This window comes from Bacteroidota bacterium (genome assembly GCA_019637975.1).
Taxonomy (GTDB): Bacteria; Bacteroidota; Ignavibacteria; order UBA10030; family UBA6906; genus CAADGV01.
On sequence record JAHBUR010000007.1, the window covers coordinates 81,192 to 97,648 of the forward strand.

Sequence of the window (16,457 nt, forward strand, 5' to 3'; positions counted from 1 at the left end):
CTACTCCCCTACATTTCCATAGTCTGTATTTTCAAAAGAGACAACCGGGATGATGGTGAGAACCATTCGGACGAAGATTATCTGGACGTTTGCGTTGCTGGTAACGCTGAGTCTTGCCGCGGGTTTCTGGTCCGTGTACAACTTCTACGCACTCGGAACCACCGTGGCGACTATCCTGAGGGAGAATTACCTCAGCGTTCTTGCCGCGGAGAGTATGGTGAAATCACTTGAGGGGCAGGATAACGCGTTGCTTGTCGCAAGTCAGGGCGAGGATGCAACCGTCAGCGGAACCTTCGCCGAAAACAAGGAGATGTTCTTCTACTGGTACGAGCAGGCGCTCAGGAGGATGCCGGAAGGCCAGCTCGGGTCGCTTCGCGACTCGTTGCATAATGCCCGCAACGCGTACATCTCCGTTACCGACTCGATGCGCGGCATGATTATGCAAGGCGCGTTCACGCAGGCGAAGAACTATTATTACGAAAGCGTCCGCCCGGTTTCCGAAGAGTTGCGTTCATTGTGTTTCCAGTTGTTCGAATACAATCAGACAGGGATGTACAATCTTGAAAGCAAGACGCATTCCATCGCAAACCAGTCGGCGTACGGGATGATGATTGCCTCGATTGTCACGCTTGCGTTGGGAATTGCCGGAACAATCTGGCTTACGACCGTGCTGGTGAAACCGGCGGAAGCCCTCACGCAGCGCGTCAGGGAAATCGGGGCCGGGCATCTTGATCTGAAGATCGACGTTCTGTCAGACGATGAAATCGGTTCGTTGAGCCGTGAATTCAACAAGATGACGGAACGCCTGCGCCGGTACGAGCAGATGAATATCGACAAGATCATTTCAGAGAAACGGAAGTCGGAAGCAATTGTTGACAGCATTTCTGACGGGATTATCGTTACCGATGCAGATATGAAAATCATACACATCAACAATGTTGTGGCGGAGTTGTTCGGATATCTTGATATCGATGCAATCGGCAAGCCCGTGGGCTCGGTGATTCGCGATGAACGCATCATGTCACTGATACGCTCGGCGTCGCAATCCGTGAGGGACGACGGGGAATTGGATGGTGAAGGCAGTGGCGCTCAGGTCAACTATTTGCAGTTCGAGCGCTTTGAGAAACATCTCTACTTCCGTCCCAAAGTGTCGAACATATTCGATAACGAGGGACATTTGTACGGCACGCTGACGGTTCTGCAGGATGTGACACAATTCAAGGAACTGGATCGCATGAAATCGGATTTCATTGCAACACTGTCGCATGAGTTCCGCACACCGCTGACCTCGATCAATATGAGTGTCGATCTGCTGAATCAGGAACTGCTCGGTCCGTTGAACGATCGTCAGAAGGACCTGATTCTTTCCACGAAAGAAGACAGCCAGCGACTGACAAAACTCGCGCGGGAATTGCTGCAACTGTCGAAACTCGAGTCCGGCAGACTCCAATTCAAGAACGAAGAGCTCAATGTCCGGTCATTGGTAGAATCAACCATCAAACCGCTGCATATTCAATTTCAGGAGAAGAATGTCCGGCTGGTGGCCGAAATTCCTGCGGAGCTGCGTTCGCTTGTTGCCGATGAACAGCAACTGTCGTGGGTGATTACGAACCTTGTCACCAATGCTCTCAAGTACACCAATCCGGGCGGCAGCGTTACTGTACGCGTGCGTGAAGAGCAACGCGGGATGTTGTTCGAAGTACAGGATACAGGCGTCGGAATCGCGAGCGAACACATCGACACGATTTTTGACAAGTTTGTGCAGGTGAAAAGCGCCTCAGCTTCAACGCCCGGAAGCGTGGGATTGGGACTGGCAATTGCAAAGGAGATTGTCGAAGCGTACAGCGGCAAGATTTGGGTACGCAGCGAAGCCGGGAAAGGGAGCATGTTTTCATTCCTGCTTCCGCTTGATCACACTCACTCCACAACACATCACGGCTGATGCATGCCAGCGAAACCTTCCGTCCTTCTTGTTGATGATGAACAGAACATTCTCAAAACTGTAGCGATCGGGCTTGAAGCAGTAGGCTTCGACGTAAACGCTTTTTCAGAACCGCTGAAGGCCCTTGATACGATCCGGGAACAGCCGTTCGATATTGCATTCTTCGATCTCAAGATGTCTCCGATAGATGGCATGGAATTGTTGCGTGAGATGAGAAGACTTCAACCCGCCGCAACCGTTGTGTTGATGACTGCGCACGGGAGCATTGACTCGGCCGTGGAAGCGATCAAACTCGGGGCGTACGACTACCTGCAAAAGCCGTTCGAGTTTTCGGAACTGAAGTTGTTTGCCCGGAAGGTTCTCGATCATCACAGTCTGCGGCGCGAGGTCATGGAATTAAAGGAAGAACTGAGCCGTGCAAAATCGTCCGGAGAGATTGTTACGCGCAGCGAGAGAATGCGCTCGATGCTCGATCTTGGTTTGCAGGTTGCGTCGGGCAATATCGCCGTATTGATTGAAGGGGAAAGTGGAACAGGGAAGGAACTTCTCGCACACTTTATCCATGAGAACAGCCCGCGCCGTGAAAAACCTTTCGTCGTCGTGAATTGTGCCGCACTTGCCGAACAGCTGTTGGAAAGCGAGTTGTTCGGACATGTGAAAGGAGCATTCACAGGTGCAACAAAGGATCGGGAGGGAAGATTTGAGGCCGCCGATGGAGGAACGGTATTCCTTGATGAAATCGGTGAGGTTCCGTTGCAAACGCAAGTGAAGCTGCTCCGTTTTCTGCAAAGTAAGGAATTCGAACGCGTCGGTGAAACCGAAAGCCTCAAGGTCGATGTCCGTGTCATTGCGGCCACCAACAAGAATATCGAGGAAGCAGTGAAGTCTGGAACGTTTCGTGAGGATCTGTTTTACAGATTGAATGCCGTTACGCTCAAACTTCCTCCGTTGCGCGAACGGATGGAGGATATTCCGCTGCTGGTTACGAATTTTCTGAGAAAATCGGGAAGCAGTAGTGAAATTTCGAAGGACGCGTTTCTCGCCCTTAAATCGTATTCATGGAAAGGCAATGTTCGCGAGTTGGAGAATGTTATCGAGCGGGCAGTGTTGCTTGCGCGTGAGGGCGACATCCGTCTTGAACACCTTCCCGATCAATTTCGTGAATTGGGGGTATCGTCGTCGGCACTGATGTCGCTGGAGGAAGTGGAACGCCTGCACATTATGAAAGTTCTGCGCATTGCGCACGACCTTGAAGAAGCCGCTTCCATATTGAATATCGATCCCGCAACACTCTGGCGAAAAAGAAAGAAATTCCAGTTGTGACAGCCTGTTACCAGCCGATATCCGGTCATTTTCAGATTCCGGCGTGCCCAAAATTTGCCTTGCATTTTGCAAGAAGTGGTAATATATTGGCACGTACTGAATTGGCCAACCCGAATATCAATTCACGTAGTTTTATCTTGCATTGTGCAAGACGTTGGTTTTTCCCGCAGCCCAAAACCCGTAAATTCACACCAACTGGTCGCACTGAACAATGGCATTTGTTTTGCGTCACACATATATCAATTTGGGTTCTGAAACACTCACCACAACGGGCACCTGCCATCCCTGCCCGGGTCTTCTTCACCCAAAACGAAAAGGAGTGTTTGGCTACTTCCGGCGGTTGTTTTCCGGGTGAGTAACGTGGCGTTTGTGTGACTTCCTTTGTTTTTCCTTGTGAACTACATTCAAATCACCAACAGTATCGCACAGTTTTTTGGAGACACTATGTCAGTCAAAACAACAACGCTTCAAAGCGGCAAAATCGGCGTTATCGAAGTGAAAGGCTCACTCGTCGGCGGCGAAGAGACAGACGAGTTGAGGAGTGCGGTGGCGGATTTTGTGGAGCAGGGCAATAAAAAGCTCATCATTGATCTGAGCAAAGTGACGTACCTGAATAGTACGGCCATCGGCGTGCTTGTTCAGGCTCATACCACCTATTCCCGCAACAATGGGGTCGTTAAACTCTGCGGCATCAACAACAATATCAACAACATCTTTGTGATTACGAAGTTGACGATGGTATTTGATGTTGCGGAAACCCGCGACGACGCAGTCAAAGCGCTGTCGTAACAAATCTCATATCAGTTCATTTACCTATCATCTATAACTTACATAAACAAAAAGAGGAGTTTGATCGATGAAACAATCTGTGTTTCTCACTGTCGTGATAGTTGTAACGCTTGTCGTAGCGTTTGGCATCTATCTGTTTGTGCTCGGCAACCCTGAGAACTTCAAGGATGGTGCAACACGGCAGCAACCCCTGAACCTGCTCGGAACAGTGTATACAGGCGGCTATGTCGTGCCGATTCTGATTACACTGACGCTGATGAATGTGACGATTATTTTTGAACGAACGTTTTCTCTTCGCAAGGCCCAGGGCAAAGGTTCGCTTCCCGCATTTCTCAAGAAGGTCCAGGCGGCGTTGATGGGGGGAAAAATTGACGATGCCATCAAGGAATGCGACGCCCAGCGAGGGTCGGCGGCCAACATCATACGATCGGGTCTCGAACGATACAAGGAAGTTCTCGTCGACAACACGATGGATGGCGAGAAGAAGATGGCGGAGACAAAGCGGGCCATCGAAGAAGCCTCGGCTCTCGAAACTCCTCTTCTTGAGCGAAACCTGATTGCGCTTTCCACGATTGCATCGACAGCGACGATGTTCGGGCTTCTTGGAACAACGATCGGTATGATCCGTGCATTTCAGGCTCTTGCCCAGGCAGGCGCTCCCGATGCTATCCAGCTCTCGATCGGTATTTCCGAGGCGCTGATTAATACGGCCCTCGGACTTTTTGCGGCTATCATCGGTATCATTTTCTACAACTTCTTCGTAACGCGTGTGGACAACTTCATGTACATGGTGGATGAAGCAAGCTACAATGTTGCTGAAATCCTGGGCGCGAAAACCAAGTGATCTCTCGACAAACAAAACAAAAGGAGAGCATCATATGGCGAAGATAAAACCGAAACGTCACGGCATTCTGCTTGACATGACGCCACTTGTTGACATCGGGTTTCTCTTGTTGACGTTCTTTATGTTGACAACCCAGTTCAAGCCGGCGGAAGAAGTGTCGATTGACTTGCCTGCGTCGAACTCGGTGTTCAAGTTGCCGGAATCGGATGTGCTGACACTCAGCCTCTCGAAGGACGGGGATATCTTCATGGATGTCGATTCGCAACGCTTGCGCGGTCGTTTGTTCGGCAAGGAGAATGAGCTGCGAGCGGGTGTTAAGATTCCGCGCGAGAAGCTTGGAGACTACTTGATTCAAGCACGAACCATGAATCCCAAGTTGCGCACGGTGATCAAAGGAGACAAGAATGCCGAGTTTGGCATCGCGCAGGACGTGATGGACATTCTGCAAAAAACGAAAATTACGAGATTCAATCTCGTTACAAATCTTGAAGCGAATTAGAGGAGGCTAACACTATGGCAGGTCTTGGTGGGGATGCCCCACAACCGAGAAGTCATGGAAAGAAGAAACGCAAAAAGTCCAAGCGCATCGGCATCCGAATCGATATGACGCCGCTCGTTGACATCGCGTTTCTGTTGCTGACGTTTTTCATGCTCACGACGACGATGGCGCGTCCGCAAACGATGGAAATCAATCTTCCGCCTGATGAAAACGTCAAAGTGGAAATCGCCGAGTCCAATCTCCTGACTCTTCGGCTGAACGAAAAGGGCGAAGTGTTCTGGAATATCGGCATGGACGCCCCGCAGAAAATGGAGTTTTCGAAGCTGCGGGCCGATATCCGCCAACGCGTCCAGGCGAACCCAAAATTGGTTACACTTGTTAAGATAGATACGAAGGCGAAGTATGAAGTGATGGTGGATGTAATGGACGAACTCAATCAGGCGGAAATGCAGCGGTTCAGTATTGCCCGAATGACGGAGCAGGATCTGAAACTTATTTCCGAAGTTAAATAACAACTCACCATATCTTTAAGAAGGAATGACTATGGCAAAGCTGTCCATGGCCGGAGCAGGTTCCACCGGTACGGTTAGCGCAGGATCAAAGTATGGCGCTATTGAGTTGAAGGCGGTATACCAGAAGTACTGGTTTCGCGGTTTCCTGATCGCTGTCGCAATCCACGCAGTAGGGTTCGGCTCATACTATCTTGCCCAAGTATTGGGCGAGGAAGAACCACCGCCAATCAATGTTCGTATTTTGAAGTACAGTGACCTTGGCCCGCCGCCGTCGCTGACGAACACCAACGTACCGCCTCCGGTTTCCGTGAGCGCACCGGTGGCAAAACCGACTGTTGGTGCTCCTGTCCCGGTTCCTGATGCCGAAGCAAGTCCGGAACAAACAATTGCCACTCAAACCGAAATGAGTCAGGTTGCAGCCCCTATTGGTGAAGGATTTGGTGACGGCGCTGGCGGAGTCCAGATTGAACAGGATATCAGGATTGAAGACGACGGTCCGCCCGCGGATTTTGTCGCTGTCGAGAAAGAACCAGTCGTCGTGCGCAAAGTCGAGCCGAAGTATCCCGAACTTGCAATGCGTGCAGGCCTTGAAGGAAGAGTATGGGTGAAGATCTGGGTGGACAGGGAAGGCAAGCCGAAGCAGGTTGTTGTTCTGAAAAGCGATGCCGAGATCTTTAACGACGCGGCAGTTGAAGCGGCAAAGCAATTTCTGTTTACGCCGGCATACATGAACAACGGCCCGGTGTCCGTGTGGGTGTCCGTGCCCTTCAGGTTCAAGCTGGCGGATCGGAAGTAATACTACTCGGACAGAAAATGGGAGTGATGAATTTCGTTTCTGTGCTCAGATATATCGGCTATGCAGTATCGGGCGCAGTGATGATCGTCGGGATGATGGCAATCGTAGGATATTTTGTTCCACAACATGTTCCCGAACACTACCGCGTCATCTTTGGCGCGGTAGTGTTCTTATATGGGGCGTATCGCTATGTTCTGACCTACATTCGTTCGAAGGGTACGGATCAAGATGAAGAGTAAGATCAGGATTATGCTGCTGACAGTTGTCGCGCTTCTTGCCGGTTGCGATCAGCGAAAGCCGCTGGTAACAACGTCGGGAACGGTTACTGTCGAAGTCGATGAGTCGGTAAGCAATGTCGTGAAGATTATCGCTTCCGGTTTCGAACAATCCTATCCCGACGCAAAAATTGACATCAGGGTCGTCGAAGGCAGGGAGGCAATCACTAACTTCATTAACGATAGCGTAAAGGTGATCGTCAGCGCCCGGGCGTTCAATGATGAGGAACTTGATGTTCTGAAGCGGTACCCCGATATCGAATGGAAGAGTTATCGATGCGCCATTGATGCGATCGCCGTTATAGGGCACAGCAGCAACGCACAAAAGGAACTCCGTCTGACGGAACTTGACAGCATCTTTCAGGGATCGCTCGCCCGCTGGAAGTGGAACGGCAGACTCATTGATGTTGCCGTCGGCGACGTCAATTCCAGCGTCAATGAGGTGTTCCGGAAGAAAATCATGAACGACAACCCCTTCACGCTCAGTGCTGCACGAATCCTATCCAGCGACAGTCTTGTGGCCTATGTTGAGAACAATCCGAATGCCATCGGCATCGTCGGACTGAACTGGTTGCGAGGAAGGGAAGATCGCCTAACGGTGTTTGCCCTTGGTCAGCCCGGAAGCCGCCCGGATACGACGGAACCCGTTGGGCGTTTTTATACACCGCATCAGGCACACATTCACAGAAACTACTATCCGATAACCCGACCTGTGTACCTTTATAGCAGGGCATACGGATATACGGTTGCGACGGGGTTCATTGCCCACATCACCTCTATTCACGGACAGCAAAGATTCTTGAGTGAAGGTCTTGTTCCCGTGACAATGCCCGTTCGCTTAGTCGAAACAACATCAAAACAGGTACAATAGAATGAAACTCGCAAAACTTCTCATAACAATTCTCCTTATCGCTGAAGCCGGTCACACCCAGGATTTTTTTGGCAGAGGGCGGGCTGCTCTTGTTGCCCGTGATACAGCGGCGGCGATTGCAGCGTTTCAGGAAGGAATCAAGGCGGGACAGAAATCAAGTGACTGCAACTATTATCTCGGCGCGATAGCTCTCCGGCGGGAGCAGATTGACGACGCCATCAACTATCTGAGAACGGCCGTTCGCATCAACGACGACAATGTCGAGGCCTTGATTGCCCTTGGCGATGCCTATGTGATTAAGAAGGATAATGCAAACGCCGTTGCGCAATACAAACGCGCAACAAAAGTTGCTCCGAAGGACTGCCGTGTGCCGGCAGCATACGGTGCCGCTCTTGTAGAGCTTGGACAAATTGACGGACCGGATGGAGCAATTGTTCTCTTGACGCGGGCAAAAGAATGCGATGACAAGAACCCGAATATTTATATCTCGTTAGGGGATGCGTACAACAAACAGGGTGTGCGCCCGCTTGCGAATATGAACTACGAGAAGGCGCTTGAACTTTCGCCGAACGATATTGAAACGCAGATGAAAGTTGCCCGCACGTATGCAGCAAACCGGCAATACACCGAGGCTGTGCAAGCTTTTCTTTCGGCAGTAAAGATTGATTCGATGAATTTTGATGCGTACTTCGAGGCAGGCAAAATTCTCTACAGGGCGAAATTATTTCCGCGTGCCGTACCTTTTATGGATCGTGCCGTGAAATTGCGTCCCGATCATGTGGAAGCAGCGTCGATTTATGCCCAGTCCCTCGCCAACTCGGAGCGTTGGGCGGATGCGGCAAAAGCGGGCGAAACAGCAGTAAAACTCGACCCCGAAAATGTCGATAACTGGCGGGCGTATGCATACGCGCTGGTCGAGACACGCGACTACAAAGGGGCCATGAGCGCCTTTGAAACGATTGAACGTCGCAAGGCGATATTGCCGGAGGATTATTCCAAACTTGGTACAGCGCTGTTTGGTGCCGGGAAGGAAGACGAGGCAATGGAGGTTCTGCTGAAAGCACGGGATGCGGATTCAACGAACTGCGAGCCGTACTTCAACCTCGGCTTCCTTTACATGAAAAAGCAGAACTACGAAGAAGCTGCACGGATGTTCGAGAAAAGAATAGAATGCGATCCCCGTTCACTCGTTTCGTATGTGAATGCGGGCTCAAGCTATATGCAGCCGCCCAAGAATCTGCCCCGGGCGCGGGAGCTATTCCTCAAAGCCATTGAACTACGGTCGGATTTTCTGCAGGCGCATCTCTGGCTTGCCCGCTACTATCTTGAGGTGGATTCCACCGACAAGATGAAGCAGACGTATGACGAAGTAATCCGGCTTGCAAACGAAAACCCGGACAGATTCAAAAGGGAAGCAGGTGAAGCGTATACACAACTCGGCTCGTATTACTTCAGCCGTAAAGACTACAACTCGGCACTCAACAGCTTCCGCAGGGGCATCACCTATAATGAAACAGGTGGCTTGAACCTTGTTATCGGGCAGTGTCTCATTCTCACACGCGGCGATGATCCGGATGAGAATCGAAAGAGGACGGAGGAGGCCGCTGCAAAGTTCCGTCGATGCAATCAATTGGAGCCGAACAACGCGGAAGGTCACTATTGGCTTGGCCTTGCGTTGACCTACTTGAGGGTAGAGGGAAGAACCGAAGAGAACAGAAAGCTTGTGCAGGAGGCGTGTACGGCATATGCAAAGGCTCTCCGCATCAATCCTCGCCACGATGAGGCCAAGAAGGCTATGGAGAGGATCAGTTGCAAGTAACCGGTATTTTAATCTGACAGGTGTACGCCGTTCCGTTCCAGCGGGACGGCGTCTTTTTTTTTGTACATATGTCCATGCACATCTTCATGATGAATCGGCGAATACTTCTTGCGGCCATCGGGCTTTTCTTCACATATTCACTCGTTGCAACATCGGGTTCACTGTTCAGCTCAAGGGACAAGTCCCGTCCAAGCAGGGAGTATGATGTTCTTCATTACAAAATTGAAGTCTCGTTCGAAGAGGAGAAGAAGAAGGTTTCCGGCACAACAACGATTTCGTTCGTTCCGCTGAAAAGCAACTTGAGCGCCTGCACGTTACACGCCGTGGAACTGGATGTGAAAAGTGTAGTTCTGAAAGGAAGGAAGAACCTTCAGTTCGTCAATTCAGGAAAACAACTCGCTATCAGCCTTGATCGTGCATACGGCTTTTCAGACACAGTCACATTCTCTGTTAGCTATTCCGCCACCCCGAAAAAAGGAATGTATTTCCTTTCCCCCGACAGTACGAACCCGCGACGTAAAGCCCAGATTTGGACCCAGGGCGAGGATATGGACAACCGGCATTGGTTTCCGTGCTGGGATTTTCCGAATGACCGGGCCACCTCGGAGGTAATTGCCACAGTCCGGGATTCGTGGTCGCTTCTCTCCAACGGCAGGCTCGTGAACGTCCGGCACGACAAGAAGAACAAGACAAAGACTTTTCACTGGTCCCAATCAAAGCCGCATGTGGCATATCTCGTCATGATCGCCGCCGGACAATACGAAATCGTTACTGAAAAATTCAGGAACATCCCGCTCGAATACTACGTGTACAAAGAGAGGGCTGAAGATGGTGTTCGCAGTCTTTCGGCGACAGCCGGCATCATGGAGTATTTTGAGAATGTGACAGGATTCCCGTATCCGTGGGAGAAGTACGCCCAGATTTTTATCGACGATTTTATGTGGGGAGGGATGGAGAATACGACGGCGGTTACGTTGAATACGTCGTATCTCATCGACAGGCGCGGCTTGCTGGATTTTACTGCTGATGATGTCGTTGCTCATGAACTAGCCCACCAGTGGTTCGGCGACCTCGTGACCTGCCGCGATTGGTCGGAGCTCTGGCTGAACGAGGGCTTTGCGAATTACTACGAGGCGCTCTACAAACAACATGCCCGCGGATTTGATGAGTTCCAGCTCAGCTTGATGGAACAGGCGGCTGGTATCATCTCGCTTGAACAGCGCGAAGGCCGCAGACCGATAGTCAGCGTCAACAGTTTTCCCGGGAACCTCTACTCGAAGGGGGCGTGGGTTCTGTATATGCTGCATCATGTTCTTGGCCAGGAGGAATTCCACCGGGCAATGCGTCTGTACCTGCAGCGCAATGCCTTTACAAGCGTCGGTACGTGTGATCTCATGAAGGCGGTGGAAGATGCGACCGGGCAGAACATGGATTGGTTCTTCGACCAATGGGTGTTCAAGGCCGGATACCCCCGATTGGAAATAGCGTCCTCATACGACGAGGCCTCCGGAAATCTCCTTCTTACAATTCGACAGACGCAGACGATTGACAGTCTCGCCGGCCTGTTCCGGTTTCCGCTTGACATTGAATGCACAGTTTCTTCCGGCAAGACTCTGACGCGGGTGTGGGTAGAGAAATATGAGCAACAGGTTTCCATTCCGTTGAACGAAAAGCCTCTCATGGTCATTCCGGACAGGGGAATGAAGGTACTGAAGGAGTTGAAGTTCGAGAAATCGAAAGAAGAACTCATCTATCAACTTCGCAATGCCGCGGATATGGCTGATAGAATCCTAGCAGCGCGGCAGTTGAGGCCGTACCCGGAGGATAGCGACGTGTTTTCTGCACTCAAAGATGCGGCATTGAGCGACCGCTTCTGGGCCGTACGCCGTGAAGCAGCGATCTATCTGGGTGTCATGACGTATCCCGGCGTCAAAGAAGCGATGTTTCACATTTACAACGACACCAAGTCCGCCGTGCGCAACGCTGCAATTGTTGCTTTGGACAAGCATGCGTCAATTGACGCTGTGGATTTTGTCAAGCAAGCTCTTGCCGCCGATTCGAGCTACATCGTTCAGGCATCGTGCTTGAATCTTCTGGCGGAAATTGACTCTGCCAATGTGTTCAGCATTGCCCGGCAGTACGTCGATATCGAATCGCATCGCGACATTCTTCGCCGCGCAGCTCTTCAGGCGTTTAGCAGCATTCAAGAATCCGCATCAATTCCGTATGCAATCAAGTATGTAGAGCCCGGAAATGCCCCGGATATCCGCGGGCTTGCGCTGGATATTCTGCGTAATGTAGGTGAAGGTTCCTCCGATGCCCGCGCGGCTGTCATCCTGCTTGCGTCCGATTTCAATTCTTCCATGCGTAAAAACGCTGTCCGCATACTCGGCATGTGGGGGGGAGGCGATGCAATGGCCGTTTTGCAAAGGCGCATGGAACAAGAGTCGGACGACGATGTGAGACTGGAAATCGAATCTGCACTCGATGAGTTTAGAGGTAGCGTGAAATCCGAATAGCCCACGTTTGGCGTTCGGACATTTCATTTTCTCGGTTCAGAATGCACCCCTTCCTTCACAGATGATGTTGCTGCCCGCGAAGAATCATTAAGAAGAATTCACTATTCACCTCTTGACAATTAACTCACCTGTTCTTATAATCGTACATATCGAACATAACGAGTTATACGAAAGTACAGAAGAAAGGTCTGGAGGAGTGAAAGTAATGAGTACAGGTGTCGAAAAGCACTCAAAATTCAACGAAATTATGCTGCCCTACTCCGATATGCTCTACAACTACGGATTCTACTTGACTGGGTCAGTTGACGATGCCAGCGACCTTCTCCAGGAGACCTTCTTGAAGGCTTACCGCTTCTTCGACAAGTTTGAACAGGGTACCAATGCAAAGGCGTGGCTGTATCGCATTATGCGGAATACCTTCATCAACGAATACCGTCGGGTGAAAAGGCAGCCTGAAATAGTCGAGTATGACGAGCAAATCTCCCCGTACCAATTCATGCAGCACGATACGCAGTACTCGAACGATTTGCGCGACCGCGTTGAACACCACGTTCTCGGTGACGAAGTTTCCGGGGCAATCGCGGCGCTCCCTGAAAAATTCAAGAGCGTAATTGTGCTGAGGGATCTTGAGGATCTGCCGTACGAAGAAATTGCCGAAGTTCTCGACATCCCCATCGGCACAGTTCGTTCACGCCTTCATAGGGCGAGAAGCATTCTGTACAATAACCTGAAAGAATATGCCAAGAACACGGGCTACGAAACAGGAGAGAGCTTTAATCCGGCCGAGTTTGCGCTTGCGGTTTAGGCGATTTTCAGTTTCTTGAGGAGCGACCGGATCATCATGGCGGTGGCGCCCCAAATTACCTTATTCTGCCAGTTGTAGTACCAGACCTCGTGCTTGCTGCCATGAAACTCCCGCAGTTCTATCCGGCCGTTCGACGGTTGAGAGAAGAAATCCAATCCCACACGAAACACTTCCGCAACTTCATCATTGTTGGGGGCAAGTTCAGGCAATTCCTGAATCACACCCACAACCGGCGTAATGACGAAACCCGTCGGAGTTGCCATATCATCGAGCATACCGGCAATCTCAATACACGACTCGGTCAACCCGATTTCTTCGCGGGCTTCGCGAAGCGCCGTATGAAAAACATCGCGATCCGCCGCATCAACCATCCCTCCCGGAAAGGAAATTTGCCCCTTGTGCGTTTCAACCGATTCAGTTCGCTTTGTGAAGAGGAGATCAAGAGATTTTCCCGCCACTATGAGGGGAACGAGAACGGCTGCGCGGGAATAGCCCTCGATCGAAAGTGATTTGCGCGGAGACTCATTTGATGCCGTGAGCAAGGCTTTGATTTCGTCGAGCGTGAGGTTGCGAAACATGGCTCGAATATAGGAAAGAAGGGGAGAAGCTGCAAAAAAGTGGGGGCCGAGCTTGACTAATTGCAACTCCCTGTAGGACAGCGTATATTGAATATGAGCAATCATTCCTTCATCACCTTCATGAGAAAAAGCGTATGCGAAAACTGATTCTGCCAGCAGCAATCATTCTTGGCGTTTTTGTCGTGTTATTAGAGGCTTCAGGGTGGGGCTGGAATACACATCGCTTCATCAATCGTACCGTCGTGTATCATCTTCCCAACCGGATGATGCTGTTCATTCAGGACAGTTCCTTTTTCGCTGCACACGCCCATGACGCTGATGTTCGCGTCGACTACGGCGATACCAGCCTTTATGCCGAGCGACCCCGTCATTTCATGGATATTGATGACTATCCGAATTTCCACAATCTGACAAGAAGTCTTGACACTTTGATTATGCAATACGGATGGGAACGGGTGAAGGCAAACGGCACGAATCCGTGGGCGACGGTTTGGAATTACGATTCACTTGTGGCCCAGCTCAGCCGCGGCGATTGGAATCAGGCAAAGCTCACCGCCTCCGACCTCGGGCATTACGTCGGTGATGCGCATCAACCGCTGCATAATACACTCAACTACAACGGACAGTACACGAACAACTACGGCATTCATTCCCGCTACGAAACGACGATGCTCAGCCCGACATACTATCTGTCGCATCTCTTCATTACGCCGGATACGACGTACTACGTTGCCGACAGGATCAACTACATCTTTGACTACATCATTCACACCAACAGCTATGTTGATACGGTGTTGCAGGCCGACACGTACGCGAAGATCGTTTCGGGTTGGAACGGAAGCGGCACGGCTCCGGCCTCGTACTACAATGCTCTGTGGTTGAAGACGAGGGCCATCACGCTTGAGCAAGTCCAGCGCGCAACGGAAAGTCTCGCAGCACTCTGGTTTTCAGCGTGGATTGATGCCGGCCTGATTTCAACAACAGGCGTATTGCCTGACGTTGCCACGGTTCCCTCGGAGTTTTCGCTTTCGCAGAACTATCCCAATCCCTTCAATCCCTCCACGACGATATCCTACCGGCTGCCGGTCGGCGGGACGGTTTCCCTTAAAATCTACTCCACAGACGGAAAGGAAGTTGCTATCCTGGTCGGGGAAAATCAATCGGCGGGAGAACATTCAGTGCAGTTTGTTGCCTCAAGCTCGCTTGCTTCGGGCATGTATTTCTGTCAACTCAGGATTGGCAACTTTTCTCAAACAATCAAACTTGTTTTGATGAAATGAGATTGAGAAAAACCTGAGCAGAGAGAAGTTGATTTTTCTAAATAAGAACTTATCTTTACCTGTGAGGTGACATGGTGTGTTCCTCGCAGCCGCGAAATGCCACCACTGCAATTACATCCGGAGCAATCCCCGCTCGCCGGTTAGATACTCATAGCGAATCAATCACCAAAGGAGGGCCCTGACCATGGCTGATACGAGAACTCCCAATGCCGCAAATATCAATGATACGGCAGTGGAGGAGCTACGTTCGCGAGTTCGAGGAACTGTACTTCGCCCAACTGACGGCAGCTATGACGACGTCCGAAAAATCTGGAACGGCATTATCAACAAACATCCCGGCGTTATCGTACAATGCACGGGTGCCGCCGATGTGATGGCTGCCGTGAATTTTGCGCGGGACAATGAACTACCCCTGGCAGTGCGGGGCGGCGGGCACAACGTCTCAGGCAATTCGGTTTGCGATTACGGAGTCGTGATTGACCTTTCTCCGATGCGCCGTGTTCGGGTTGATCCTTTCAACGGAACGGCGCGCGTGGACGGAGGAGCAAAACTCGGGGATGTGGACCATGAGGCGCAGGCCTTCGGCCTTGCAGTTCCAGTCGGCGTCGTGTCGGCCACAGGAATTGCTGGTCTTTCGCTCCACGGAGGAATGGGCTTCCTCACCCGCAAGTACGGGCTCACCTGCGACCATATTCTCTCCGCTGATGTCGTCACCGCCAATGGTAAGATGGTGGTGGCCGACGCGAAGAACAACGCTGATCTGCTCTGGGCACTTCGCGGAGGTGGAGGAAGCTTTGGTGTTGTGACCTCGTTTGAGTTCAAGCTTCGTCCTGTCGGGCCGGACGTATGGATGTGCATCGTGATGTATCCTGTAGCGGAAGCGAAGAACGCCTTGAACACATGGAGGAAGTTTATGGAGACCGCACCGGAAGATGTCATGAGCATTGCCATCTACTGGAATGCCCCGCACGAGGAACCGGTACCCAAGGAATATCAGGGCGCACCCGTCATTGTGCTTGCGGGATGCTGGAGCGGACCGGTGGAGAAGGGAGAAGCCGTGTTCAAACCCTTGCGTGAAGTGGCAACCCCCGCCGTTGATCTGAGCGGCCCTATGCCGTACCTCGTTGCACAAAAACTGTTCGATCCTGAGTATCCCGACGGTAGGCGATACTACTGGAAGTCCATTTACCTGAAAGAGATCGACGCCGCAGTCATAGACATGTTGAGCGACTACGCAGCCAAACGTCCGTCCTCGTTGACTTCCATTGATGTGTGGTGCCTGGGTGGAGCAATCGGACGCGTGAAGCCGGAAGAGAGCGCGTTCTTCAAGCGGGATGCACCATACATGCTCGGCATCGAAGCAAACTGGGAAGACCCGAAAGACGATGAGTTGAATATTTCATGGACGCGCAGTCTGTACAAGGACGCGGAGAAATACTCACCGGGCGGGATGTACTTCAATTTTCCCGGTTTTCTTGAGGAGGGGGATGATCTGTTGAAGCAGTCGTTCGGAACCAACTATGAACGGTTGCGTCAAGTGAAGGCAAAATACGATCCGCAGAATCTGTTTTCGTCCAACCTGAAGATTTCGGGTAAAGCATAGCG

15 protein-coding genes are annotated in these 16,457 nt (G+C 51.3%); 14 read left to right on the forward strand and 1 reads right to left on the reverse strand.

Features of this window, described 5'->3' with window-relative positions:
• Positions 1 to 49 precede the first annotated feature (49 nt).
• From KF749_05220 to KF749_05275, 12 genes are all read left to right on the forward strand, one after another.
• On the forward strand, positions 50 to 1,942 hold the full coding sequence (locus tag KF749_05220) for a HAMP domain-containing protein (protein ID MBX2990557.1): 1,893 nt from the start codon (positions 50 to 52) through the stop codon (positions 1,940 to 1,942).
• 3 nt (positions 1,943 to 1,945) lie between these two features.
• Positions 1,946 to 3,265 carry a sigma-54-dependent Fis family transcriptional regulator gene (locus tag KF749_05225; GenBank protein MBX2990558.1) on the forward strand — a complete coding sequence of 440 codons (1,320 nt, stop codon included), beginning with the start codon at positions 1,946 to 1,948 and terminating at the stop codon, positions 3,263 to 3,265.
• 444 nt (positions 3,266 to 3,709) lie between these two features.
• Complete coding sequence (locus KF749_05230; GenBank protein MBX2990559.1) at positions 3,710 to 4,054, forward strand: STAS domain-containing protein; 345 nt, start codon at positions 3,710 to 3,712, stop codon at positions 4,052 to 4,054.
• Positions 4,055 to 4,121: 67 nt separating this feature from the next.
• Positions 4,122 to 4,898 carry a MotA/TolQ/ExbB proton channel family protein gene (locus tag KF749_05235; protein MBX2990560.1) on the forward strand — a complete coding sequence of 259 codons (777 nt, stop codon included), beginning with the start codon at positions 4,122 to 4,124 and terminating at the stop codon, positions 4,896 to 4,898.
• 34 nt (positions 4,899 to 4,932) lie between these two features.
• Complete coding sequence (locus tag KF749_05240) at positions 4,933 to 5,397, forward strand: biopolymer transporter ExbD (protein MBX2990561.1); 465 nt, start codon at positions 4,933 to 4,935, stop codon at positions 5,395 to 5,397.
• Positions 5,398 to 5,411: 14 nt separating this feature from the next.
• Complete coding sequence (locus KF749_05245; protein MBX2990562.1) at positions 5,412 to 5,909, forward strand: biopolymer transporter ExbD; 498 nt, start codon at positions 5,412 to 5,414, stop codon at positions 5,907 to 5,909.
• 31 nt (positions 5,910 to 5,940) lie between these two features.
• Complete coding sequence (locus KF749_05250; protein ID MBX2990563.1) at positions 5,941 to 6,705, forward strand: energy transducer TonB; 765 nt, start codon at positions 5,941 to 5,943, stop codon at positions 6,703 to 6,705.
• A gap of 23 nt (positions 6,706 to 6,728) precedes the next feature.
• Positions 6,729 to 6,944, forward strand: coding sequence for a hypothetical protein (locus tag KF749_05255; protein ID MBX2990564.1), 216 nt, complete (start codon positions 6,729 to 6,731; stop codon positions 6,942 to 6,944).
• The gene (locus KF749_05260; protein MBX2990565.1) at positions 6,934 to 7,851 is read left to right on the forward strand and encodes a substrate-binding domain-containing protein; all 918 of its coding nucleotides are present in this window, start codon (positions 6,934 to 6,936) and stop codon (positions 7,849 to 7,851) included. The genes KF749_05255 and KF749_05260 overlap by 11 nt, the downstream gene beginning before the upstream one ends.
• Before the next feature lies 1 nt (position 7,852).
• Positions 7,853 to 9,670 carry a tetratricopeptide repeat protein gene (locus KF749_05265; GenBank protein ID MBX2990566.1) on the forward strand — a complete coding sequence of 606 codons (1,818 nt, stop codon included), beginning with the start codon at positions 7,853 to 7,855 and terminating at the stop codon, positions 9,668 to 9,670.
• 86 nt (positions 9,671 to 9,756) lie between these two features.
• Entirely contained in the window at positions 9,757 to 12,189 is a 2,433-nt protein-coding gene (locus KF749_05270) for a HEAT repeat domain-containing protein (GenBank protein ID MBX2990567.1), read from the forward strand.
• A 205-nt stretch (positions 12,190 to 12,394) separates the two neighbouring features.
• Positions 12,395 to 12,994, forward strand: coding sequence for a sigma-70 family RNA polymerase sigma factor (locus tag KF749_05275; protein MBX2990568.1), 600 nt, complete (start codon positions 12,395 to 12,397; stop codon positions 12,992 to 12,994).
• Here KF749_05275 and KF749_05280 read toward each other — a convergent pair.
• Entirely contained in the window at positions 12,991 to 13,677 is a 687-nt protein-coding gene (locus KF749_05280; protein ID MBX2990569.1) for a CoA pyrophosphatase, read from the reverse strand. The genes KF749_05275 and KF749_05280 overlap by 4 nt on opposite strands.
• Positions 13,678 to 13,706: 29 nt before the next feature.
• On the opposite strand from KF749_05280, the gene KF749_05285 reads away from it, so the two are divergent.
• Positions 13,707 to 14,852, forward strand: a complete 1,146-nt coding sequence (locus tag KF749_05285; GenBank protein ID MBX2990570.1) for a T9SS type A sorting domain-containing protein — start codon at positions 13,707 to 13,709, stop codon at positions 14,850 to 14,852.
• Between the two features lie 184 nt (positions 14,853 to 15,036).
• The gene (locus KF749_05290) at positions 15,037 to 16,455 is read left to right on the forward strand and encodes an FAD-binding oxidoreductase (GenBank protein ID MBX2990571.1); all 1,419 of its coding nucleotides are present in this window, start codon (positions 15,037 to 15,039) and stop codon (positions 16,453 to 16,455) included.
• Positions 16,456 to 16,457: the final 2 nt, after the last annotated feature.